This window comes from Desulfonatronospira thiodismutans ASO3-1, assembly GCF_000174435.1.
Taxonomy (GTDB): domain Bacteria; phylum Desulfobacterota; class Desulfovibrionia; order Desulfovibrionales; family Desulfonatronovibrionaceae; genus Desulfonatronospira; species Desulfonatronospira thiodismutans.
Map to the genome: position 1 here is coordinate 610,478 of NZ_ACJN02000001.1, position 24,647 is coordinate 635,124.

Here is a 24,647-nt window from a genome sequence, read left to right on the forward strand (position 1 = left end):
TTCGGAATCAAGATTGTTTGTAGATCCCAGCTTAAAAGAGAAGCTTCTGGATTCAGGCCGGCAATCCAGGCATATCCATATCCACAAGGCAGGTCCGGCTACTCAGATCTATCTTGCCGAATACCTGCGCCGTCAGGGACACGATGCTGTGCTGGTGCTCCCTCCCAACTCTGATGTAAAGCAGTACATGCAACTGGCTGAGATATTCAGCCGGACTTCTATGGAAAAGGATAAATTCTGGGAGTCATCCTGGTTTTTCCTTCCTTCACCAGGGCATTCCAGCAGACCTGCATGGGGCAGGATATGGGCCTCAATGTTCGGGCTTATGCAGCAAAAGGGCAAAGCAGCCGTTTTGACTGCGGATTCCATGCTGAACTATCTTCCGCCTCCTGACGTGGTCCGGGACGTGTTCCTTCTGCTTATGACCGGTGAGGAAACAAATCCTGGAGACATACTGGATAAGCTCGTTGAATGGGGTTATGTCAGGGTTTTTATGGTCACATCACCGGGAGAGGTGTCCCAGAGGGGAGATATTCTGGATATTTATGCCCCTGGTTATCCTCATCCCCTGCGCCTTGAATTCTTTGGAAACCACCTGGAAAGCATCCGAACCTTTGAGCCTGTATCTCAAAGGTCCATCCGCCAGCTTGAAGAATGCCTGATACTGCCCGTATCCCCGAGTCCAATGGAGGACCACCTGGTAAAACAGGCCAGGGACAAGGCGGATTATCTCAAGTCTACCGGTGAAATCAGCAGAGAACTTCGCCAGAGGCTGGAGTTCAAGCTGGAGGAAAAAGATCCGTTTTATCCTGCCGGTCTTTTCTATTCCAGTCCGGGGGAAATTTCGGAATTCCTGCCAGAGGATGCTCATTTTTTTCTGGTGGACACCGCGCGTCTTAGAACATCTCTCGAAGAAGAGGAATGGAAGCTCAAACAGTGGGCCGAAGCCGAGGGGTGGCCTGAAAAGCTTTTTTTTCAGCCTGAAGTCCGGGCCAGGACCATGTGGCACAACAGGCGGCAGGTGGTGTTTGAAAGGCTGGTTATGGGTCAGAAATCCAGGGGTGTTGATCTTGGTGAAAAAGAGATAAACAGCTTCTCGGATATTTTCTGGAAACCCCAGGACAACCGCAGGCCCTGGCCTGCATTTCTGCAGGCCCTGAAGGAATGGAAAAGGACAGCCAATCAGGTAATACTGAATTTCAATACGGCCAAGTCCAGGGACAAGTTCCTGGATGTAATCCAAAAGGAGGATATTGAACTAAAGACTTCTTTTGACCCTGAAGTCCGGGGACTTTACGCCGTGGTGGCGGGAACCGGCACCGGCATGCACATGTCCTGGAATCATATCTACATTCTGGGAGAGGACGTACTGCAGCCCGGAACCAGGCAGCGTACTGGCCCCACGGGAAGGTTCAAGGGCATTGCCAGGGTTGAGGATATTGAGCCCGGGGACATGCTGGTGCATCGTGATTACGGGCTGGGGCGGTTCGGCGGGCTGGAAAGGATAAGCACCGATACCCAGGCCAGTGATTACCTGGTTCTGTACTATGCCAATGATGACAAACTGTATGTCCCGGTGGACAGGTTTTCCCTGGTCCAGAAATACAAGGGACCGGACGGGGCGGACCCTGCCCTGGACAAGCTGGGAGGGGCCAACTGGAGCAAAACCAAGAACCGGGTGCGCAAGGCCATTCAAAAAATCGCCAAAGACCTGGTGGACATGTATGCCCAGCGCAAGGTGGTCAAGGGGTATTCCTACAGCCCCCCCGAAGAACTTTACCAGGAGTTTGCCAATACCTTTGGTTTCCAGGAGACCCCGGACCAGGAGCAGGCCATCCGGGAAGTCATGCAGGATATGGAGAGCGATGAACCCATGGATCGCCTGGTTTGCGGAGATGTGGGCTTCGGCAAGACCGAGGTGGCCATGCGGGCGGCCTTTAGAGCGGTTCAGGACGGCAAGCAGGTGGCCCTTTTATGTCCCACAACCGTACTGGCTGAACAGCATTATCAAAATTTTGTGCAGCGTATGCAGGATTTTGCCATAAATGTGCGCATGCTCAGCCGTTTTGTTCCCCGCAATCGGCAGAAAATCATCCTGGAGGGAGCCAGAAAAGGTGAGGTGGATATACTTATAGGTACACACCGAATTTTGTCCCAGGATGTGATTCTGCCCAGACTTTCTCTGATGATTCTGGACGAGGAGCAAAGATTCGGGGTCAGGCACAAGGAAAAACTAAAACAGTACCGGCAAAATATTGATGTCTTGACCCTGACCGCCACCCCCATCCCCAGGACCCTGCAGCTGTCCGTATCCGGAATTCGCACCTTGAGCGTAATTGAGACCCCTCCCCTGGACCGCAAGCCGGTGGAGAGCTCAATAATTGAAAGGGACAGGGATTTCCTGCGGCATGCCCTGCAAAGGGAACTGGACCGGCAGGGACAGGTGTTCTGGGTTTACAACCGGGTGCAGGGTCTGGAAAGCGTCATGGAGTATGTCCAGGATCTGATGCCCGAGGCCAGAGTGGACATGGCCCACGGTCAGATGCCCGAGCGCATCCTGGAGGAGAACATGCACAGATTCTGGCATCACGAAATCGATATACTTGTCTGTACTGCCATAATCGAGTCCGGGCTGGACTTTCCCCGGGCCAATACCCTGATTGTTGACCAGGCCCATATGTTCGGCCTCGGCCAGCTCTACCAGCTGCGAGGTAGGGTAGGCAGGTCGCAGGAGCAGGCTTATGCCTATTTCATTGTGCCCTCGGTCAGGGAGCTGGGAGAAAAATCCAGAAAACGCATGCAGATCATCCTGGATATGGATTACTTAGGCGCTGGTTTTCAGGTGGCCATGGAAGATTTAAGACTCAGGGGTGCAGGGAATATCCTGGGTGAAGTTCAGTCCGGTCAGATCGGAAAAGTTGGTCTGGACCTTTTTCTGGAGATGATGCAGGAAGAAGTAGGCAAGCTGAAAGGAGACACTTCTTACGGTTCCAGGGACCTGGAAATCAACATTGGTTTTTCGGCTTATATTCCAGAGGATTATATCCCCGATGCTGCAGAGAGGCTCAAATATTACCGCATGCTTTCAGGCGGCGCTCAACAGCAGGACTTTGACCAGCTCTCTCAGGAACTCCAGGATCTGTTTGGAAAACTGCCTGAAGAGTTGCATAATTTCATCAATGTGTTAAAAATAAAGCACGCCCTGAAAGCTCTGGGGCCACAGAAAGCGGATTTTATGGAAAACAGGCTGAGCATTGAATGGTCGGCGGAGACAGGTGAGCTGAACCCTGAAAAGCTGGTGCAGTGGATAGAAAAAAACAGCAGCATCGCCAGGCTTGTGCCGCCATCTAAGCTGGAGATCCGTTTGAACAGGGATTCAAATGTTCTGAACTTCCTCTATGAACTGCAGGATATTGTTCAGGATTTGACCGATCATCTTAAATCATGAGATAAGCACATTATATACATGCGCCACTGTTTTTTTGTCACTGCCCTTGTTTTTCTGGCTGTTCTGGCTTGGGGTTGCTCCCCGGACTCCCCCGAGGAAGGGGTGGTTGCCACAGTAAATGGTCAGCCCATATACCTGGATGAAGTGGAGTCCGGGTATGATGCCGATTATTTCAAATGGTCCAGGGGAGTGCCGCCTGATTTGAAGGAAATCAAATCATCCTATGGCAGAGTGCTGCTGGACCTGGTGGTTCAGAAGTTGATAGAACAGGAACTCAATTCTTCAGGGCATGCAGTTGATCCCGGGGAGGTGGCAAAAATCGAGCGGGAGATAAGACAGGATTATCCCGATGGAGGATTTGAAGAGGTGCTTATTGAGGAACATATAGATCTTGAATTCTGGAGAGCCAGTATTCTTAAGGATCTGATGTGGGACAAGTTCAAGAAGGAAGTATTAAGGCCCCGGATCAGCCTTGATGTGGAAGATGTCAAGGAATACTATCACTACCATATTGAAGATTTTTATATTCCGGAAAGAATTGTTTTTCTGCACCTTTCCTCCGGTAAAGAAGACAAGCTGCAGGAAGTCCTTGACACTTTCCAGGAAAGCGAAGACATATCCCGCATCCGGGAAAAATATCCTCAGGTCAATGTGGGGGAGTATGAAATGCGGGTGGACAGATTGCCTCTGGGACTGCAGGATGAATTGACCGGCCTGCAGAAGGGAGAAAAAAGCCAAATCCAGAAAAACAGGCAGGGACTTTATTACCGGGTGATGGTCATGGACCGCAAGGACAGCAAGCTTTTAAAGCCACACCAGGTATATGATATCATTGAAGAAAACCTGGTGCAGGAAAAAATGCACAAGGTTTTTTACAACTGGCTTGAAACAACCGTGGACGAGTCGGATATCAAGATAAATGCCAGGCTGCTGGAAACCGCTTTTATGGAAAATTAGCCGGAAAGGCTGCATCTGACTCAAGACTCTTTCTGAATCAAGGTAAGTTTTCACGGGGTACTCAGTTGTAGTTCCCGGCACCAGGCCCATGCCCGTGATCCCGGACAAAGATTTGCTCATGCCCGGAATAAAACAGTCCCGGTAACAGGCACCCAAGCCTCGCCTTCTGAAAATATTTCCTGCCATGCTTTCCTGCCGCGTGTCTCAGCGTGGTCAGCGTGGTTCTTGTTTTTGTGACAGGGATGCAAAATTAAATATTTGACACAACACTCTAATAAAGCGGCAACGTATGGTAAAAACAAATAAATCACTTTCATGCAGGGCGTATTTCTTTTTCAACAGATCACTTATACTGCTGGCGGCTGTATTGTTGGTCCTTGTTTCCTTCAGACCGGCTGAAGCTTCATCGGTAAACAGGATAGTGGCTCATGTAAATGGAGAAAGCATCACCCTTTTTGATCTGGAAAAAAGGGTGGAAATGTTTCTGGGTCTCTTCGAGGATATTTCCCTGGATGAACTGCCGCCGGTGCAGCAGGAAGAAACCAGAAGACATGTTCTGGAGCAGATGATAAATGACATTCTCATGCGCCAGGAGGCTGAAAGATACCAGATCGAGGTCCGGAACCGGGAAATCCAGGAACATATAGAAAGGGTGAAGCAGAACAACAACATGAACCAGGAAGAGTTTGAGCAGCATCTGCGTGCTCAGGGGCTCAGTCTGGAGGATTACAAGGATCAGATCAGGGACTCCATGCTCAGGCAGAGGGTCATGAACATCATGGTCCAGAGAAAAACCGTGGTCACCAGTGACCGCATCAAGGAATACTACGAGGACAATATCCAGGATTTTAAAAAGGAAAGAAAAGTCCATCTCAAAGTCCTGGTGGTACCCCGGGTGGAAGAGGCGGAAACCCTGCTGGATAAGATCAAAGAGGGTGAATACCAGTTTGCTGAAGCGGCTGAAAATTATTCCCAGGGTCCGGGGGCTTCGGAAGGCGGAGACATCGGTATGGTCCGCTGGGACAGGATGAGGCCTGAATGGAGAGAAGCCCTGAAGAACATGGAGGCCGGTGAAATCAGTGAACCCTTTGCAATGCAGGGGCAGGGCGTTTTGCTCCGTGTCGAGGAGATACATGATGAGGGAGCTGTTCCCTTAGAAGAGGTCGAAGAAGAGATTCGCGACGAACTCTTTGATAAAATGCTGGAAAAAAGATTTGATGAATATATCCAGGGACTGCGGGACAGGGCAGTAATAGATATCCGCTATTAGCCCGGCATCCCTTGGGAGAAATTATGGAAATGCAAGAGCTTGGCAGAAAGCTGTACGAAGAAAGAACTCGCCGGGGTTTGAGCCTGGAACAGGTCCAGGATGAAACCAAGATCAGTCTGAACTTTTTAAAGGCGCTGGAAGACGGGGACGTGGAGCAGCTGCCTCACCCGGTTTATGCCAAGGGCTTCATGCAGAACTATGCAAGGTTTCTGGGCCTGGACTGGCAAAGCATGGGGGAAGAGTTCTCCAAGATATACCATGCTGAAGAAGAAACTGAAAGCCTGGAAGAACTGCCCACGGTCCTTAAGGAACAAAAAGAGGCCAGGCTTTTTTCCTACACTGTCAAGGCATCAGTGATTATTCTGGCTTTGGTTATCATTGTCGGTTTCGGATGGTTTTTGTATTCTTCCTTCCAGGAAGAGCCTGCTCAAGAGGAACAGGCCGAACTGGCTGAAGAAATCCCCGAATACGATCATGTCCAGGAAGAGCCCCTGGAAGACGATATCCTGGAAGACAGGGCCGTCACTCCGGAAGAACCGGAAATTCCCGGAGACGCTGTACCGCAAGAAGATGTTTTGCTCCGGGAGGACGTAGATGAGCTTCAACCCCGGGTAACCCAGCTGGATCTGGAGGCCTTTGCAGTTGAGCCGGATGAGCCCGAGGAAGAAGAAATTCCTGACACAGTGCTGGTGCATATCGAGGCGCATGAAGAATGCTGGCTCATGTATGAGACCGATGACGAAAGCCGGGATCATTTTCTGCGTCCCGGTGACAGTATCGAGGTGGAATATACTGGCAGTATGAGTCTCAGGCTTGGCAACGCCGGCGGGGTAAGCATAAGTCTTAACGGCGAACCCTATGATCTTGACGCCGCCTCCGGCGAGGTAAAGACCCTGGAATTCAACGACACCCCTTAACAGCTTTCCGACTGTACCCATGTCGTTTTCGGAAAAAGTCCTTGTTTTGCGCACCGGGAGGTTCAAGGAGCATGACCTCTGGGTGCGCTTTCTGTCCCCGACCCGGGGGGTGCAGACAGGTTTTGCCTTCGGGGGGTGCCGCAGCAGAAGACGCTTCTGCGGGTGTCTGGACAGTCTGAACCTGGTCTTGTTCACCATTGGGTACAGTTCCGGTAAAAGATACCTGACCCTGCAGGAGGGAACCCTTGTCAGCGGGTTTCAGGAACTCAAGAACCAGCGTGACAAACTGGGGATGGCTGTAAACTGCCTGCGTTTTGTACAGAAAATCTGCCCCGAGGGTGATGATTCTTCCCGGATATATCCCCTGATCCTGGAAGTACTGGAAGTAATGGAGAACCATCCCGACATTCCCATATTTTTTCCGCTTCTGTTCAAAGCCAGGGCCGCATTTATCCACGGCTACGAACCGGTGCCGGCTGAATGCGCTGTTTGCGGACTCGGCGCAGAAAATATGCACCTGGGCTTTTTTTCCTTCAGTGATGGGCGAGTATTCTGCCCAGGCTGCATACGGGACCAAAAGGGAACTATTAAGACCGGAAGAGAGTCTCTTTTGTTTCTGGACAGGCTGCGAACATCCGGTCCAGGACAATGGCTCGATTGGAACCCGGAACCCGAGGTACTCCAGGACTGTTTCCGGGTAATTGATGCCTATGTCCAGTACCATCTGGACTAAATCTTTGCAAAACCGGAACAGTCCCACCCAAGCAACTTTTTACCCTGAAAGCTGCTTGCCTGCGCTGTGCGCAAAGTTTTGCTTTAGTGTACTTTTTTCATAGAATTATCATAACCAAACGGGAGACGTGGATGCATTTTCAGGATGTAATGCTCAATCTTCAGCGCTTCTGGAGCGATTACGGCTGTGTTTTGCACCAGCCGTACGATGTCGAGGTGGGTGCCGGGACATTCAATCCGGCTACTTTCCTGGCGGTAATTGGCCCTGAGCCCTGGAAAACCGCCTATGTTGAGCCTTCCAGGCGACCCACGGACGGAAGATACGGGGAAAATCCCAACCGGCTTCAGCACTATTACCAGTTCCAGGTGATACTAAAGCCCTCGCCGCGGGATATTCAGGATATATATTTAAAAAGCCTGGAGGCCCTGGGAATCGTGCCCCGGGAGCATGACATCCGTTTTGTGGAGGACGACTGGGAATCCCCGACCCTGGGTGCCTGGGGCCTGGGATGGGAAGTCTGGCTAAACGGCATGGAGATAACCCAGTTCACCTATTTTCAGCAGGTGGGGGGGATTGACCTGGATCCCGTAAGCGTGGAACTCACCTATGGACTGGAAAGGATCTGCATGTATCTGCAGGAGGTGGAATCTGTCTTTGACCTGGCCTGGAACCAGGAACTCACCTACGGCGATATTCACCTGCAGGGGGAAAGGGAACATTCCAGGTACAATTTTGAACTGAGCAACGCCGAGATGCTTCTGGGTCATTTCAACAATTTTGAACAGGAATGCATGAAGCTCTGTGAAAATAAACAGGTCATGCCCGCCTATGATTACTGTCTGAAATGCTCTCATACCTTCAATCTTCTTGAGGCCAGGGGGGCTTTGTCCATCACCGAAAGGACCGGGTATATAGGCAGGGTGCGCAACCTGGCCTCCAGGGTGGCTGCACTGTACCAGGAACAGCGCCAGGAAATGGGGCATCCATTGATGAACCGATAGCTGTGGTATTTTGTTTCATGACTATAAAGTTAAAGTTAAACTTGAGGAAATAGCAGATGCCTGATTTTGTACTGGAAATTGGATTCGAGGAAATGCCGGCCCGTTTTTTGAAGCAAATCACCATTGATTTCAGGCAGTCCCTGGACAAAGAACTGGAGACTCAAATGCTGGATCACGGACAGGTCCGGACCTGGTCCACGCCAAGAAGGCTTTGTGCTTATGTTTCGGGTCTTTCCGAAGTTCAGACCAGCAAGGAAGAGATTGTCACCGGCCCCCCGGTTGCCGTGGGGCTGGATGAACAGGGCGGGTACACCAAAGCTGGACAGGGGTTTGCACGCTCCCAGCAGGTGGATGTTCAGGAACTGATGATTCAGGAGACTGAAAAAGGACGCTACCTGGCTGTACAAAAAAAAGTCGGGGGCGCTCAGACCCGCGATATACTGCCGCAGATATGCACAGAAGCTGTCAACAGCCTGGGGTTTCCCAAAAAGATGCGCTGGTGGGACCGCTTTACCTTCGGTCGTCCCATCAGGTGGATCCTGGCCAAAATGGATGAGCAGGTAATTAATTTTCAGATAGCCGATGTAAAATCCGCGGATATGACTTACGGCCACAGGGTGCTTGGCCCGGGGCCATTCAGGGTGGATCAGGCAAAGGATTATTTCCGCATTATCAGGGAAGAGGCTGGAGTGATTCTGGACTTTCAGGAAAGAAAGGACATTATCACCAGTGAAGCCTCCAACCTGGCCCGGGAGATACAGGGCAAAGTTGTGGAAAACGAAAAACTTGCCAGTGAGAATGCCAATCTGGCCGAATTTCCCGGGCCTGTCCTGGGGAGTTTTGATCCAGGCTACTTAGAACTGCCCCGGGAAGTCCTTCTTACCAGCATGGAATCCCATCAGAAAAGTTTCGGTGTGGTGGACGATGAAGATCGGCTCCTGCCCAGTTTTGTGGCGGTCATAAACAACAGGCCCGACAGCAGGGGGCTTATCCGGAAAGGATGGGAAAGGGTCCTGAAGGCCCGCCTTGAGGATGCAAGGTTCTTCTGGAACTCGGACAAGGCCGCGTCTTTTGATGAATGGATGCAGAAGCTGGAAAAGGTCGTTTTCATGGCTCCTCTTGGTTCCATGGGGGAAAAGTCCAGACGCCTGGAGCGCATCAGCGGCTTTCTTTGCGACAGGCTGCAGTCTGCGGACAAGAAGGATGTTCAAAAGGCCGCCTTTATCTGCAAAGCGGACCTGGTTTCGGAAATGGTGGGGGAGTTTGCCGACCTGCAGGGCATCATGGGCGGCATTTACGCCAGCCATGCCGGGTATAACGATAATGTGGCCAGGGCTGTATACGAACATTACCTGCCCCTGGGCCCGGATTCGGATACACCTTCCACTCCCGAAGGAGCCCTGGTTTCCCTGGCGGACAAGATGGATAACCTGGTGGGCTGCTTCGGCCTGGACATGCTTCCCACCGGGGCGGCAGATCCGTATGCTCTGCGCAGGCAGGCCCTGGGGGTTATCCGGATTATAATCAAGCATGGCCTGCGCCTGGATATTGAAGAACTTATTTCCTTTACAGCCAAAAGCTATACCGGGGCAACCTGGAAACAGGACCCGGAACAGGCGCTGGAAAAACTTATGCAGTTTTTCGCCACAAGGCTCAAGGCCTACTGGCAGGGCCAGGGCTTTCAGGGAAAACTGGTTGATGCAGTGCTCCAGAGCGGATTTTCAGACATCTATGCAGCCCAGGGGCGTCTTGATGCCATCAGGGAGTTCAGCCTGGATGAAAATTTTGAGGCCGCGGTTTTGACCTATAAGCGCGTGGACAATATTATCCGCAAGCAGGCCGGAGACGCCGGGGTGAGTCTGAAGCAGGATTATGACCCCGGCCTGCTGCAGGAAGACCCTGAAATAAAACTGGACCGGGCTATCCGGGAAATCATGAACGACTGGGACACTTTGTGGCAAAATGAGGACTTCAGTTCACTGTTTAACAAGCTTAATGCGTTGAGACCCAGCGTGGATGACTTTTTTGACCATGTCATGGTCATGTGCCAGGACGAAAAGCTGAGACAGAACAGGCTTGGCCTCCTTAACTTTCTGTCCCTAAAGTTCAAGAAGCTGGCGGATTTTTCAGCCCTGCAGGTTTAAATAATAATTAATCTGCCAGGGTGCAGGCTGAATTTTTTGTCCACCGAAAAATGGTTTGCTGACCCAAATTGCTTCTTGACACAGACCAGGCATCAGGGCTAATAAATTAAGTTTGTCAACATCTGGCTATCAAAGCTTATTATAAATTAACTACAATAAATATCAGGAGGATTCGACTTTGCCCAACATTAGATCCGCAGCCAAGAGACACAGGCAGAATCTCAAAGCCAGGGAAAGAAACAAGGCTGTAAAGACCCGCATCAAAAACGTGACCAAGGCTGTTCACCAGGCAGTAAACCAGCAGGATGCGGATCAGGCTTCCCGGGCCATCCAGAAGGCAGCTTCCACTCTGGACAAGGCAGCCCAGAAGAGGGTCATCCACTGGAAAAAAGCCGCCCGCAAGATTTCCAGGCTCAACAGAATGGTCAATACGCTACAAAGTACCCACTGATTTAATCCAGCACCTTTTTCTACCCCGGGGGTACATTCCCTCTGAACCCCCGGGGTAAAAGTCGGACCGGCTTCTCATCTTCCCAACTGTTCACAGGTTTGATTCGTTCTTCTCTTACCCCGTTTTTTACGCAACCTGTCTTGATGCGCCTGCAAAAAGTCGGATTGCGAGCAATTTAGCAATAAAACAAGCTCATAACTCTTTGTTTTTATTGACTCCTGACCCCTGTCTCCTGACCCCTGCAACTGCAAAAAGGACTTCTTGCAGTTGCATCTGTCTTCAGCCTTCAAAAAAATCCAGGGCAGGCATGCCAGGAATTTCGTCCATGTCGCTCAGGTATCTGCCAAAGGCAGCCAGGGCCGCTTTATGTTCCTGTTCCAGCCCGTAATCCATTTTTTGCCAGTAGTCGGTGATCTGCTCCGGGGTAAACTCTGTGCCTGGGTAAAGCATGCTCAATTCATGGTATCTGCCCGGCATCGCCCGTCTGGCCTGCAGAAGCTCCCGGGCCAGGCGGGCGAGAACACTTCTCTGCCTGCCCTGCAGATCGCGCCTTAATATCCACAGGGCAAAAACAAAAGGCAGACCGGTCATTTTGTTCCATTCCCCGGCCAGGTCCAGGACATGCATATTTTGATGCGCATTGAGAAAAATACTCAGGGCATGATCCCCGATTTCCAGAAATGGTTTCCCTGTAGACAGGCCCTGGCCTGGATCCAGCATTCTCCATCTGGGAGAGGGAAGCTTCCAGTGGTAATGCCAGAGGATTTTCAAAAGAGCCCGGGATGTATCCGAGGCCCGGGTAAGAAAAATCTCCCCGTTTTGCCCTGCATACCTTTCAAGTTGGTCAAAAGGGAAGGGCAGGCAGAAAATAACGCTTTGCACCTGAGACGCGGCGCTGATGCCAAGATCCGGCAGGAGCAGGTAGTCCTCTGCCCTGTACAGATATTCAATGGAAGAAGAAGGGGAGACGTGAATATCTTTGCGGGCCAGGGCCTGGTTGAGCATTGCAGGATGGCCGCTGACGAAGCTCACATCTGTGCAAAGGCTGTTGTTTATGCTGTGAAACAGGGGCCAGATATTGAGATAGTCTATGCGGCCCACTTTTAGCTGGGAATTGTTCATTAACCTTAAACCGCCATATTTTCTGATTGTCTGTGGATTCAATCTTGCCTTAACCGGCCTGAGTCCATAAAATAGCTTTCATGCGCAATATCTATGTAAAGATGACACCTCTGCTGACCTTTTTTGCCGTGGGCTGGTCCATGAGCATCCGGTATAAAAGGGTCAATTTCGAAAAAATCCAGGATCTGCGTAACCGGAAAAAACCCATAGTCTTTGCCATATATCACAACGAACTCTTCCCTTTGTGCTACCTGCACCGCAACGAAGGCATCATCGCCGTGGTCAGTGCAAGCAGGGACGGAGAAATCCTGGCCAGGGTCCTGCACAGCATGGGATTCAACCTGGCCCGGGGGTCCAGCTCCAGGCAGGGGATGAAGGCCATGCTGGCGGCAATGCGCCAGATGCATACAAAGGGCAGGGATGCCGTCCTCACCGTGGACGGCCCCCGGGGTCCCAGGCACGAGGTAAAGCCGGGGATTGTCTACCTGGCTTCCAGGATAGGGGCTCATATCGTGCCTGTCCGGGTAAGGATGAGCACCAGGCATGAGTTCTCCGGGTCCTGGGACCGGTTCAAGCTTCCCTGGCTCTGGTCAGGCTGCGAGGTTGTATACGGTCGTCCGTATAAATTGTCCTCGAAAATGGGTTCCAGTGAAATCACACAAGAGGCTCTGGAACTTAAACATAAGCTGGGCCTGCTTTCATCTACCTAAACTCAAAACAGAAACATCCCGTCTGCATCAGACTTCTGCCTGGATTCTACGGAATCAAGCCTCTGTTCAGCAGCCTTTTTCTGGCTATCACGCCCGGCATTCCGGATAACCTTTTCAAACATCCTGGCGGCCACGCTGTACATTTCTCTTTGTTCGTAAATCAGCCCGGCCCGGTACATGGCGGTAACAGCCCATATATTTTCCTCTGGAAACTCCCATGCCAGCCGCAGATATTTATCCAGGGCATCTTCCAGGCGTCCCTGGTGCTGGGCGCCTTCTCCCAGCCAGAACAGAATCTCTGCCTGGATGCCTTTCTCAAAGTCCTCTCTTTGCTCCCACATGGAGGATAGGATCTCTTCCGCCTCAGACCACCGTCCCTTTTCCTGGATCATCAGGGCCAGGTTCAACCTGCGCTGAGGTTCAAGTCGCTGGGGATCCCTGCTTAAAAGGACCTGGTAGGTTTGCAGGGATTCTTCTTCGCGGCCCATATCCATTAGAATACCTGCCTTGGCCTCCAGAACGTCCAGCTGCTTATCCCCCTGGGCAAACTCCTGGGAAATCTGCTCCAGGTATCTCCAGGCCAGTTCCTTGTGTCCCTGTTCATAGGCATCCTGGGCCAGGAAAAGATATGCTGACTGGCCGGCCTGGGCGCTGGGAAACAAAAAAGCCAGGTTGCGGGCGGCTTCGGTATCATCCTGGCCCTGAAACTTTTCCTCCCAGAACAGGTAGTTAATGCTGTAATCCAGGGGGTAGGAATCTTTAAGGATCTGAAGGTCTTCCTGGTCGTCCCCCCAGAAATCCGCAGAGAACCTTTTTTCGATATTCATGCCCGCGGCATTTAAAAGCTCTTTGAAAAAAGGATACTGATTGCCCGGGAGGTCATTAAGATGCTGGTATTCACCGGTTAAAAGGGCGGCGCTCAGATGCAGGGTAAAGGGCAGATTGACGTCTTTGTCAAGAAGGTCTTTCCAGACGTTTTCAGCCTGCTCAAAGTCCTGATTCTGCAGCGTGAAGATGAACTCAAGAGAGGTCAGACCGGCCCTGACTTCCTGTGGAAGCAGGGCGGATGTAAGCTCCTGTCTGACGGATTTCAGGGCTTCAGACTCGGACCTGTCCTTGATACGGCTCAAAAAAGACGGCCATGAGCCCTGATCCGGTGTGCCAAGCTCAAAACTGTTCAGGGCGTACTCCTGCAGGTTCAGGGCGAATATATCCTTGAACCCGCGGCTTTTGGGATGCTTGAGGTCCCCGGACCACCGGCTGAAGGACTCTGTCTGCAGAAAATCTCCAAGGTTTTTCCAGAAATTGCGCAGGTCCCGGTCCTGAATATCCTGCAGATTTCTGTCCGCCATAGACCAGTGCCCCATGCTCCAGGCCGCCAGGACCTGTGAAACCTTTTTTCTATCAGAAGACGATACCCTGTCCAGGGCAGGGTCCTGGGAAACGTCCTGTGCAGCCTCGGAAAACGGGCCCGCCACTTCCTCCCAGAAGCTTTCCTCCGGCCAGGCCTTGCTTCCCAGGCTAAGAGCCTGAAGCATGATCTGTTTGCGTCCCTGGCTTATATCGTCCACAGACAGGGAGGAAAAGTACCATCTTTTCCAGACTGCCTGCCAGAGGAAAGAAAGTCCCTGTTCCTGATGCATAAGTTCGGCAGTCCTGTCCTTTCCCAGGTAATCCGAGCTTTGCACTGCATGCAGGACAGCCTGGTCAAAGTCTTCTTTCTGGCGGTGACTCCTGGACTGTAAAAAGAGGAGCCGACCCTTGTAGTCATCCCGGTCCTGAGCCTCGATCCGCCCAAGGACTTCCAGGGCCTGGCCTGGATCGCCCATTTCCAGCAGGGCTTCGGCGTATTCAAGCTTTTCCGGGGTGCCGGGAGATGCCTGCAAAAGGTTGTGGGCATAGATATCCAACGCGCCGTATTCCTTGAGCCATTCCAGGTATTCATCCTGGTTGTCCCATCTTTCTGCACCGGCTTGAAGGGGAAACAGGGCCAGGCAAAGGGTTAAAATAATGCGTTTCATAGTTCTTCCATGAGGATTAAAGGATTAAAGAATCAACTTGCACTTAGGAAATAAGTAATAATAACCTATACGTTGTCTTATCCAGCACTCACTTTTGAATACTATTATTTACTTGGCAATTCTCCATAGTCAAAAGTGAGTGCTGGATTGAAAAAACCCTGTAAAGATTATTTCTACTTACCGCCTAAGGATTAAACGGGGGGTGACCCCTCAACAACTGCTGATAATTTTATAGCCTCCCAAGGAGTCAGGTCAACATTCAAATCACCCTCAGCCAAAGCCGGTCTTTTTCTCAGTCATAAAAGCTACGGACACATAGGTGGGGTGCAACATATCGATTTTATTGCCAATCCTCTCTTATTCATATAATAAAAGTTTACATAATTTACATTATGAGACAAAAGTGCAGGGCAAAAAAGGGGGGTTGCCGGCTTCAGGCAACCCCCCTTTTTTGATCAATTTCCCCAGAACTATGAATCGGGCTTGATCTTTTTCAGATATTTATCCCGGCAATCGTAGCTGCAGAAGCAATAAACCTGTCCGTCCTTCTTGATGCGCACATCGCTGTCCTTGTCCACGTATGTCCCGCAGACAGGATCCTTGACCATGATCCCGGATGCGGCCAGCTTTTCCTTTTCCTTTAACTGAGCGTCTTTCTTTTTTTTCTGATCATTGGTCAACAGCTTGTACAGAATAAAAAGCACCACAGCTATTACTATGAATTTCATCATGGCAATTATCCCTGAAGTTACGGTTTATGTTTGAAATATCTTATGCCCTTCTAACCTGAATTCAAGCCCCTGTAGCAGCCTTGCTGCCACTTGTCCGTCCGGGAGCACCAGTTCAGGGAATATCTCCAGAAGCGGAATCAGAACAAAGGCCCTGGACCCCAGACCGTGATGAGGAAGGATCAGCCCTTCTTCGTTTATTTCCATGCCTGCAAACAGAAGTATGTCCAGGTCAATGACCCGGGGTCCGTTTCGCGGTCCCGGAATACGCCCCATGTTTTTTTCCAGTTCTTTTAAGGCTGCCAGAAGATCCAGCGGCTGCCAGGAATCACCACAGCGCATCCACATGACCTGGTTGGCGAACCAGGGTTGATCTTTCATCCCCTGAGGCTCTGTCAGGTAGACAGATGATTTTTTCACCAGAGAAAGTCCTGGCAGATCTGTCAGTAATTGCGCGGCCCTTTCCAGGTTGTCCGCTGGATTTCCCATATTGGAACCCAGGCTGATAAATATATCCTGCATAAACTCTGAACAGTCAGAATATTTCATTTAATATCTTGTAGTTATTATATTTGTCTGCATTTTTTCAGAAGATTCAGGGCAAGCTTGCAGACGAATACAATTATTTCAACATGTTACTGTTACACAAGAAAAAGCAGACGCACATTTATTGAAGTGATGCTCAAGGACTTATTCGACCTCCACATCCGTAACCATTCAGGGGGCACTCAGTTGTGGTTCTGGCCATTGCGCCAAGGTCTGGGGACTGTCCCCGCTAAGTACTATCTTTGAAGGATCGTATCTGTTTAGCGCTTTTAAGGAAAGCAGGGGACAGGCACTCCGGGACCCACTTGAGCATCATTTTGTGCTTAAAACATCTCATTTTTTGGGACAAGTGGGTCCCGGAAGAGCCAGTCCCCATGCCACATGCAAAGCGCTAAACAGATACGAAGGATCACACAACTTAGCGTTTGTCATATTTTAATTGTGCAGGAAAGGTGTCGCGGGGACTGTCCCCTGGCCGTTGCGGCACCTCCTGAAGGGTTACCCACATCCCGTGCATTAAAAACCTATATTTTTCCTCTTGAAGGTGCAAGCCCGGAAAGGTAAGCTGGATTCGATAATTACTTACGAACTTTCATATTTTCCGGAGTAAACCTTCATTGTCCATTCTCGCCCAAGAGCACCCTCATGCCCGGTCCTTTCTGGAGCATGCCCTGGTCATCAAGGGACTGGCCCATCAGACCGTGGCAGCGTACACCGAGGACCTGTCCACCTTTCTGGAATTTTTGCAGGAAAAAGGCAAGGATGTCTTAGATATAAATGACCAGGTGCTCTTGGTATATCTCATGTTTCTGCGCCGCAAAGGACTTCAGAGCCGCAGCCTGGCCAGGCATATGGCCAGCCTGCGCGGGTTTTACGCTTATCTGCATGAACAGGGGCTCTTGAAGGATAACCCGGCTGAAATGCTTGAAAATCCCAAGCTGCCGCAGCTGCTTCCCAGGGTTCTGTCCATCCCGGAAGTGGAGAGCATCCTATCCCAACCTTCCACAGGGGACAAGCTCGGAGCCAGGGACAAAACCATGCTGGAGATGCTTTATGCAGCCGGACTAAGGGTATCTGAACTGATAAACCTCAAGGTCCTGGACTTCGACCCCCAGGCGGGTATAATCAGGGTGTGGGGCAAAGGTGCCCGGGAACGCCTGGTGCCTTTGCACTTCAGCTGTATGCAGTGGCTGGATTTTTACCTACAGCACTGGCGCAGCTCTTTCTCACCCCGGGTGGACAAGGTTTTTATCAATCGCTCAGGAAAGGCCCTGTCCAGACAGGGCGTATGGAAGATAATCAAGAAATACACCGTGATGGCCGGGATTAAAAAAGATGTTTCCCCGCATACCCTGCGCCACTCCTTTGCCACTCATCTGCTGGAGGGAGGAGCCGACCTGCGCACTGTCCAGGTACTTCTGGGACATTCCGACATAACAGCCACCGAGATATACACCCATGTCCAGAGCGACAGGCTCAAGTCCGCTCACGATTTTTTTCATCCCAGGTCAAAAAATACAGGAAAGCCGGTTCATGCAGAAAAAAGATAAACTCAAGGCTCCAACGGTAATAACCTGTCATGTGAACGCCGATTTTGATGCCCTTTCTTCCATGATTGCAGCCAGCAAGATGTACCCGGAAGCAGTACTCATCTTTCCCGGCAGCCAGGAGAAAAATCTGAAAAATTTTTTCATCCAGAGTGCTACCTACCTGTACAATTTCAAATCCTTCAAGGACATCGATCCGGAGTCGGTACAAAGGCTGGTGGTGGTGGACACCAGGCAGAAATCCAGGGTCAGGCACGTGGAACAGCTTCTGGATAAAGAAGATTTAAGCATTCACCTGTACGACCATCACCCGGACTCGGAAGAAGACCTCAAGGGAGACCTGGAAGAGGTGCACCCGTGGGGATCCACCATCTCCGTTATTTCCAGGTTGCTCAAGGATCAGCAGATCCAGCTTACCGATGATGAAGCCACGATAATGGGTCTGGGGGTATACGAGGATACCGGCTGTTTCACCTTCAGGTCCACCACTACCCATGATTTTTCAGCCGCTTCATGGCTGCTCTCCCAGGGCATGGATCTCAATGTGGTCTCGGATCTGATCACCCGTGACCTGAGCGCCGAACAGGTCTCCATACTCAATTCCATGCTGGAGGCGGCCACAACGCACAAAATTAAGGGGATCGACGTGGTGGTCACGGAAATCTCCCTGGATCATTATGTAGGTGATTTTGCCCTCCTGGCCCACAAGCTCCTGGATATGGAAAACATTCGGGTTCTTTTCGCCCTGGGGCGCATGCACGACCGGGTGCACCTGGTGGCCAGAAGCAGGACCGCTGATGTGGATGTAGGTCAGATATGCTCTTCCATGGGAGGCGGCGGACACTCTTTTGCCGCCTCGGCCAACCTCAAGCATAAGACCCTGACCCAGGTCAAGGACGAACTGTTCGGTCTGCTCTATTCCCAGATCAACCCCCAGATACTTGTTTCGGATCTCATGTCCAGGCCTGCGGTAACCATAGAAGAGAATAAAAGCATCAACCTGGCCTCTGAGGTCATGACCCGTTTCGGGCTCAAGGCCATCCCCGTAACTGACAAAAATGGCCGGGAATGTGTGGGCATACTGGAGCATCAGCTGGCCGACAAGGCCATCGGTCACGGCCTGGGAGAAATTCCCCTGAGCGAGTACATGATCTCCAATGTTTTCAGTTTGACTCCCGGCGATGACATTTACCAGGTGATGGAAATCATCATCGGTCAGAGACAACGCCTCATTCCGGTAATGGAGAATGGTGCAATCACCGGGGTGGTGACCCGGACAGATTTGATCAACAATCTCATTAATGAACCGGCCCGCATCCCCGAGTCTTTGCTTCCGGAAAAAAAGCGGGAACGCAACATTAGACGCATGCTCAAAGAAAGGCTGCCCGGGGAAATATATTCCCTGCTCAAGTCCGCCGGCCACCAGGCCCGGGATATGGGATACCAGGTCTACTGCGTGGGAGGATTCGTGCGCGACATTCTCCTGGGCAGGTCAAATCTGGACGTAGACCTGGTGGTTGAAGGGGATGGAATAAAATTCGCCAGAGCCCTGGCCGAAAAACTGGATGCCCGGGTAAGAGAGCACCAGAAATTCAGAACGGCAGTGATTATCTGCGCTGACGGCCGGAAAATTGACGTAGCCACCGCCAGGCTGGAATATTACGAGCATCCGGCGGCCCTGCCCATGGTGGAACTGTCCTCCATCAAAATGGACCTGTACCGTCGTGATTTCAGCATAAACGCCCTGGCCGTACACTTAAACCCCCAGAATATGGGCAGGCTGGTTGATTTTTTCGGCGGACAGAGGGATTTAAAAGACAAGGTCATCCGGGTGCTGCATTCTCTCAGCTTTGTGGAGGATCCCACCAGGATTGTCAGGGCTATCCGCTTCGAACAACGATTCGGCTTCAGAATCGGGGCCCAGACGGAAAAACTTATTAAAAACGCCCTGGAGTTGAACATATTCCATCAGCTTTCCGGGAGCAGGATTTTCCACGAACTGCAGATGATTTTTGAAGAGGACACCCCCCTGCCCTGCCTCATCAGGATGGAAAATTACGGGCTTTTGAAGCATATCCACCCCATGCTCAAGCTCAGTTCCAATGTAAAGAACATCCTGACCGAGACGGAAAAAGTCATAAACTGGTTCCAGCTTCTTTACCTGGAGGAAAAGATTGACAAGTGGATTCTTTATATGCTCGGCCTGTTGAATCATATAAATGAGGTCCAGGCCGGCATCATCATGCAGCGCTTCAATTTTTCCCAGAAAAAAACCAGGCATATCTTTTCCCTGCGCTCCCAGATAAACAGTGCCATGAGCAGTATTTCCGCCTGGCATCAGGACCAGGGCAAGCTGAGTTCGCTTTATTTTATATTAAACCCCCTGCCCCTGGAAGGGCTTCTTTTCCTCATGGCCAGAGTGCAAAAGGAGGAATTGCGCAAATACGTATCCCATTACATTACCCATCTGCGGGACATCCAGCCCCAGATCTCAGGCAGGGATCTAAAAAAAATGGGGCTTACCCCCGGTCCGGAATTCGGCCGCATCCTGAAGGAACTTAAAGCGGCACAGATTGACGGGGTGGCATGCGACAGGCAGGAACAAAAGGAATGGGTAAGACAGAAAATAGCTGAACAGTCTCTTCAAGGAGGCAAGGAAAAAAGGGCATCCGGGAAGAATTGACTCCCGGATGCCCCTCTACCTGGTCCCTCAGGAATTGAGGATTTCTTTGGCTGTGTTGTCCTGGGCCTCGGTAATAAACGGCAGCCCGGTTTCCATGGCTGTCTCCCGGTTGCCCGCGGCCAGGTCGCCGCGGTCGATTTCTGACAGGGCGAATTTCCTGGAGCCGGCCATAAACTGCTGCAGCCCTGCCTTGAGCTTGTCCGCCATGGTCCAGAAGGCGATGGCTCCAAAGGGTATATCTGCCATTTCATCCTTGCCTACCTTCTTCTGGACATCATAGTAGCCAGCAAAAACCTCCTCCGGAGAAGATCCGAAATCGGAAACGGTCTTGGGAAGCTTATCCCAGTTCCCACCGATTTTTTCTTTTTTCTCCGGCTGGAGTACTCCCTGGATGTTGCTTCCCAGGAATCCGGATATCATAAGAGCCCTGCCCATGCACACCAGCTTGCTGTAAGGGGCGCCCAGGGCTATGGCTTTGAAAATATGGTCCTCCTGGGCAAAACCTCCGGCAAAGGACATGTCCGGGACGTTCTCCCCTTTTTCGTCCAGGATCCGGGCATATTCGTAGGCCTTGGAATGCAGAAGTATGGACGGGACTCCCCAGGACTGCATCATATGCCAGGGGCTCATACCGGTTCCCCCGCCGGCTCCGTCGATGGTCAGCAGGTCGATGTTGTTTTCCCCGGCCAGTTTGATGGCCATGGCCAGGGCCTCCATACCGTAGGCCCCGGTTTTCAGAGTGATGCCTCTGATTCCCAGTCCACGCAGGTACTCTACGGTGGCCTTGAAGTTGCTGCGGATGTCTTCATATTTTTCAAAATCGGTAAATCCCAGGCGGCTGTGCCGGGCAAATGCCTTGATGGAGCCTCTCTTGAATGCTTCCTGCACTTCGCTCAGTTCCGGGTCTGGATCCACCACGTAACCTCTTTTCTTGAGAAAAAGGGCCTGTTCCAGACTGAAGACCTCGATTTCTCCACCGATATCCTTGGCCCCCTGCCCCCACTTGAGCTCTATCAGGACTTTGTCTCCACCGTATTTTTCGGCCACATAGTCAGCCACACGGTTGCGGCCGTCCTCAACATTCAACTGGACCAGCACAGCCCCATGGCCGTCAAAATAACGCATGTAGGTCTGTATTCGACGATCCAGTTCAGGGGCGTCCACAATACGCCCGTTTTTCATCCTGGAATTGCGGTCCACTCCTACCACATTTTCCCCGATGACAATGGGGACACCTACCAGGGAGCAGCCCACTGCAAAGGAGTCCCAGTAGGTCTCCGCAATCTTGGTGGACCCCAGGGCTCCGGTCATGATGGGCATTCTGGCCTGGATTTTCTTTGTTCTGCCAAATGAAGTGCTTACGTCTGCACCGGGAAAAGTGCAATTATCCGGATCATTGCTTACGCCCTGAGGAAGACCGCTTGATCCGTAGTTGTATCCCTGGATGCGCAGGGAATTGTAAGATACCCCCACGTGAGTGGTGTTGTCCGCTCCGGCGGTTACTTTTCCATAATCCCTGGGATAGAGCACTTCCCGGCCCTTGAGGCTGGCAAGCCAGGTTTCGCATTTTCCTGCACAGTCCGCCCTGCAGAGTGTACACAGCCCGGACTCGGCTGGACTGCCCCGGTTGACAGTACCCAAAACGTCATTTGACTTGGAAGCTTTCACTATAACAACCCTCCTTGAATTTTTTCATCTTAAATGTGAGGTAGCATTGGATAACAGAGTTTACGTATGAATTCAGCCTGCACTGCAGGCACAAAGCTCTGCTCCGGCCCGACGAGACAGTCCTTTATCAAAGGGGGCGAGATTACTCAATGGCCAAAACCAAATTTATAGTTACATTTTTGTAAAACTATTTTTATGTCAGAGACGTATGCAGCAAAATAAACTGGCTCAACCAGTCCTTCCTGATCAGAAAAACATGTCTGAGGACCGGGGGGCACTTCAAATCCCCCTTTTCAGCGCTGCAGGGCTTGCATTTTTTGCCGCATTGAATAGGATGCTTTTTTCACGCACAAATCTTTACAAGGTTCTCTCAGGCAAAATCAATATTAAACACTTAAACAATTCACAATGGTTTTAACTTTACTCAAGATTTCACGGGAAGCCGTTCAACCTGTTTTTGATGCGGATGAGATGAGGTTCTGCTGGAAGGTGAACATGCAGCAGTATCTGGATGGGCAGGGAAGACTGGACCCTTTTCTGCCCAGGTCTTCATTTATCATGGCCGATTATTTCGGCAGGATTGTCTGGGTGGCCACAAGGGATGCCACTTTCGGGCCGGTATTCACAGAAATAGGCTGCCGCAGAAGACCGCACAGGTATCCATGCAGGGGGAGACTGGAGATAATCTACGTGGACTACCTCTGTAACGGGCAGATTTACTGGCGTTGCTCCTCCTGCAGCGACAAGGGGATAATAATCGGATGGGAGGGCTCGTGCTGGGACATGATGGCCAGGGAGCCCGGGCATGTGCTTTCCAGGGCCGAGGAGAAACCCGGGCGGGATTTCTGACCCGGCAAGACATCTTATATAGATGCTTGCAATAAATTGCAGGCGACCCCGCAAAATCACCCCTCCTGCTCTTTTTCCACATTTCTGTACCTTGAAATCAACTGTGCAAACCTCTTTTCCTGTATAGCCGACCTTGCCTTCCGAGCCAGGTTTATGAAAAAACGCAGATTGTGTATGGTATTGAGTCTGAAGGACAGGAGTTCCCCGGCCATGTACAGGTGCCTCAGGTAAGCCCTGGAAAAATTCATACAGGTATAACAGTCGCATCCGGGGTCCAGGGCTGTTTCATCGTTTCGATACCTGGCCTGCTTAATGTTTACTTTTCCAGATGATGTGAAAAGAGTTCCGTTGCGGGCATTTCTGGTGGGCAGGACGCAATCGAACATATCCAGGCCGGCGTTGATGCCTTCCAGGATGTCCAGAGGCTTGCCCACTCCCATGAGGTACCTGGGTCTGTCCCTTGGAAGCAAAGGGGCTGTAAAATATACAGTATCCAGCATCTCCTGCTTGGTTTCCCCTACGCTGACCCCGCCTATGGCGTATCCGTCCATGGGAATCTCGCAGGTCCGGGCAGCGCTTTCCCGGCGCAGGTCCATAAAAAAACCGCCCTGCACTATTGCAAACATTAATTGCTTCCCGGTTTCTCCGGAATAAAAATCCCGGCTTTTCCAGGCCCACTGGACTGTCCGGTGCATGGAATTTCTGGTATATTCCAGGTCTGCACCGTAGGGAACGCATTCGTCCAGGACCATCATTATGTCCGAGCCGATATTCTTTTGTATCCTGATGACCTTTTCCGGAGTAAAAAAATGCCTGGAGCCGTCCAGGTGGGATTTAAACTCCACCCCTTCAGGCGTAATTTTTCTAAGATCCGACAGGCTGAAAACCTGAAAACCTCCCGAATCAGTAAGGATGGGGCCTTTCCAGTTCATGAAGCGGTGCAGCCCGCCCATTTGAGCAAGAAGTTCATCACCGGGGCGCAAATACAGGTGGTAGGTATTGCCCAGAATCATCCCGGCCCCCATATTGTCCAGGTCCATGGGACAGAGACTCTTTACACTTCCCTGGGTACCCACGGGCATAAAAACAGGCGTAGGCACTTCTCCGTGCAGGGTCTGCAGACATCCGCACCTGGCCTGACCATCGGTATGCTCCAGCCTGAAACGGCCGATACTGTTCATGCAGCACACTCCATTATATGGAAATAAATTTCGGGCAGATCTCAAAAAGCGGGCATTCGCCGCACAGTGGCTTCCTTGCCCGGCATGTTTCCCGGCCCAGAAGCACCAGCATGTGATTTAGATCCCCCCAGTCATCCTGCTCAAATTGAGACATGAGATCCTTTTCAATTTTTCCGGGATCCTGTGACCGGGTCAACCCCAGGCGGCGGGCTGTCCTTTTTACGTGGGTGTCCACGGCCACTCCGGCATTAATGCCGTATGCACCGTAAAGGACTATATTGGCGGTTTTGCTGGCCACTCCGGGCAGGCTCATAAGATCTTCCATGTCCGCCGGAACCCGGCCCTGGAATCTTCTATTTATGATTTCGCCTGCCTGTATAATGTTTCTGGACTTGGTCCGGAAGAAGCCTGCCGGCCTGATTACCTCCTGGACCTCCTGCGGGTCGGCCATGGAAAGGGACTTTGGGTCAGGCCATCTGGAAAAAAGCCCGGGAGTGATTTTGTTCACCTGGACATCGGTACACTGGGCGGACAGGATGGTGGCCACCAGAAGTTCCCAGGGACTTTGCCATTTAAGGGCGGTTGCCGGGGCCGGGTAACTTTTCCTGAGCCTTTTAACCACTTCCCGGGGCAAAAAAATTCTGGTTTTTTTCATGGGGACCGACTAGGGT

At 51.3% G+C, this 24,647-nt stretch carries 19 protein-coding genes; 12 read left to right on the forward strand and 7 right to left on the reverse strand.

The window, feature by feature from the left end; translation table 11 throughout:
* Window positions 1–13: 13 nt before the first annotated feature.
* From mfd to rpsT, 8 genes are all read left to right on the forward strand, one after another.
* Window positions 14–3,448 (forward strand): transcription-repair coupling factor, encoded by a 3,435-nt coding sequence (mfd, locus tag DTHIO_RS02850; RefSeq protein WP_008868847.1) that lies wholly within the window; start codon window positions 14–16, stop codon window positions 3,446–3,448.
* A gap of 18 nt (window positions 3,449–3,466) precedes the next feature.
* Window positions 3,467–4,405, forward strand: coding sequence for a SurA N-terminal domain-containing protein (locus DTHIO_RS02855; RefSeq protein WP_008868848.1), 939 nt, complete (start codon window positions 3,467–3,469; stop codon window positions 4,403–4,405).
* Between the two features lie 289 nt (window positions 4,406–4,694).
* On the forward strand, window positions 4,695–5,675 hold the full coding sequence (locus tag DTHIO_RS02860) for a SurA N-terminal domain-containing protein (RefSeq protein ID WP_008868849.1): 981 nt from the start codon (window positions 4,695–4,697) through the stop codon (window positions 5,673–5,675).
* 23 nt (window positions 5,676–5,698) lie between these two features.
* Window positions 5,699–6,592, forward strand: coding sequence for a helix-turn-helix domain-containing protein (locus DTHIO_RS02865; RefSeq protein ID WP_008868850.1), 894 nt, complete (start codon window positions 5,699–5,701; stop codon window positions 6,590–6,592).
* A 19-nt stretch (window positions 6,593–6,611) separates the two neighbouring features.
* Window positions 6,612–7,325, forward strand: a complete 714-nt coding sequence (gene recO / locus DTHIO_RS02870; RefSeq protein WP_008868851.1) for a DNA repair protein RecO — start codon at window positions 6,612–6,614, stop codon at window positions 7,323–7,325.
* A 131-nt stretch (window positions 7,326–7,456) separates the two neighbouring features.
* Complete coding sequence (locus tag DTHIO_RS02875; RefSeq protein ID WP_008868852.1) at window positions 7,457–8,326, forward strand: glycine--tRNA ligase subunit alpha; 870 nt, start codon at window positions 7,457–7,459, stop codon at window positions 8,324–8,326.
* Window positions 8,327–8,382: 56 nt separating this feature from the next.
* Entirely contained in the window at window positions 8,383–10,470 is a 2,088-nt protein-coding gene (glyS, locus tag DTHIO_RS02880) for a glycine--tRNA ligase subunit beta (RefSeq protein WP_008868853.1), read from the forward strand.
* Between the two features lie 178 nt (window positions 10,471–10,648).
* Complete coding sequence (gene rpsT, locus DTHIO_RS02885; protein ID WP_008868854.1) at window positions 10,649–10,921, forward strand: 30S ribosomal protein S20; 273 nt, start codon at window positions 10,649–10,651, stop codon at window positions 10,919–10,921.
* A 279-nt stretch (window positions 10,922–11,200) separates the two neighbouring features.
* On the opposite strand, the gene DTHIO_RS02890 is transcribed toward rpsT, so the two are convergent.
* Window positions 11,201–12,043, reverse strand: a complete 843-nt coding sequence (locus tag DTHIO_RS02890; RefSeq protein WP_008868855.1) for a menaquinone biosynthesis protein — start codon at window positions 12,041–12,043, stop codon at window positions 11,201–11,203.
* Between the two features lie 80 nt (window positions 12,044–12,123).
* Between DTHIO_RS02890 and DTHIO_RS02895 the strand changes: the two genes are divergently transcribed.
* A complete protein-coding gene (locus DTHIO_RS02895) occupies window positions 12,124–12,753 on the forward strand; it encodes a lysophospholipid acyltransferase family protein (RefSeq protein ID WP_008868856.1) in 630 nt (209 codons plus the stop codon).
* Window positions 12,754–12,755: 2 nt separating this feature from the next.
* Here DTHIO_RS02895 and DTHIO_RS02900 read toward each other — a convergent pair whose 3' ends face one another.
* The 3 genes from DTHIO_RS02900 to folK form a co-directional block, all read right to left on the reverse strand.
* Window positions 12,756–14,774 (reverse strand): tetratricopeptide repeat protein, encoded by a 2,019-nt coding sequence (locus tag DTHIO_RS02900; protein ID WP_008868857.1) that lies wholly within the window; start codon window positions 14,772–14,774, stop codon window positions 12,756–12,758.
* Between the two features lie 470 nt (window positions 14,775–15,244).
* Complete coding sequence (locus tag DTHIO_RS02905) at window positions 15,245–15,505, reverse strand: YHS domain-containing protein (protein WP_008868858.1); 261 nt, start codon at window positions 15,503–15,505, stop codon at window positions 15,245–15,247.
* Between the two features lie 24 nt (window positions 15,506–15,529).
* A complete protein-coding gene (gene folK, locus DTHIO_RS02910; RefSeq protein WP_008868859.1) occupies window positions 15,530–16,051 on the reverse strand; it encodes a 2-amino-4-hydroxy-6-hydroxymethyldihydropteridine diphosphokinase in 522 nt (173 codons plus the stop codon).
* Between the two features lie 614 nt (window positions 16,052–16,665).
* Here folK and xerD point away from each other — a divergent pair.
* Both xerD and DTHIO_RS02920 read left to right on the forward strand, forming a co-directional pair.
* Window positions 16,666–17,598, forward strand: coding sequence for a site-specific tyrosine recombinase XerD (gene xerD / locus DTHIO_RS02915; RefSeq protein ID WP_008868860.1), 933 nt, complete (start codon window positions 16,666–16,668; stop codon window positions 17,596–17,598).
* Window positions 17,582–20,278, forward strand: a complete 2,697-nt coding sequence (locus DTHIO_RS02920; RefSeq protein WP_008868861.1) for a CBS domain-containing protein — start codon at window positions 17,582–17,584, stop codon at window positions 20,276–20,278. The genes xerD and DTHIO_RS02920 overlap by 17 nt, the downstream gene beginning before the upstream one ends.
* 27 nt (window positions 20,279–20,305) lie before the next feature.
* On the opposite strand, the gene DTHIO_RS02925 is transcribed toward DTHIO_RS02920, so the two are convergent.
* A complete protein-coding gene (locus DTHIO_RS02925) occupies window positions 20,306–21,946 on the reverse strand; it encodes a glutamate synthase-related protein (protein ID WP_008868862.1) in 1,641 nt (546 codons plus the stop codon).
* Between the two features lie 495 nt (window positions 21,947–22,441).
* Between DTHIO_RS02925 and DTHIO_RS02930 the strand changes: the two genes are divergently transcribed.
* Complete coding sequence (locus DTHIO_RS02930) at window positions 22,442–22,795, forward strand: hypothetical protein (RefSeq protein WP_144311425.1); 354 nt, start codon at window positions 22,442–22,444, stop codon at window positions 22,793–22,795.
* A 56-nt stretch (window positions 22,796–22,851) separates the two neighbouring features.
* Here the strand turns inward: DTHIO_RS02930 and tgt are convergent, their stop codons facing one another.
* Window positions 22,852–23,976 carry a tRNA guanosine(34) transglycosylase Tgt gene (gene tgt, locus DTHIO_RS02935; protein ID WP_008868864.1) on the reverse strand — a complete coding sequence of 375 codons (1,125 nt, stop codon included), beginning with the start codon at window positions 23,974–23,976 and terminating at the stop codon, window positions 22,852–22,854.
* A 13-nt stretch (window positions 23,977–23,989) separates the two neighbouring features.
* Entirely contained in the window at window positions 23,990–24,631 is a 642-nt protein-coding gene (gene nth / locus DTHIO_RS02940) for an endonuclease III (protein ID WP_008868865.1), read from the reverse strand.
* Window positions 24,632–24,647: the final 16 nt, after the last annotated feature.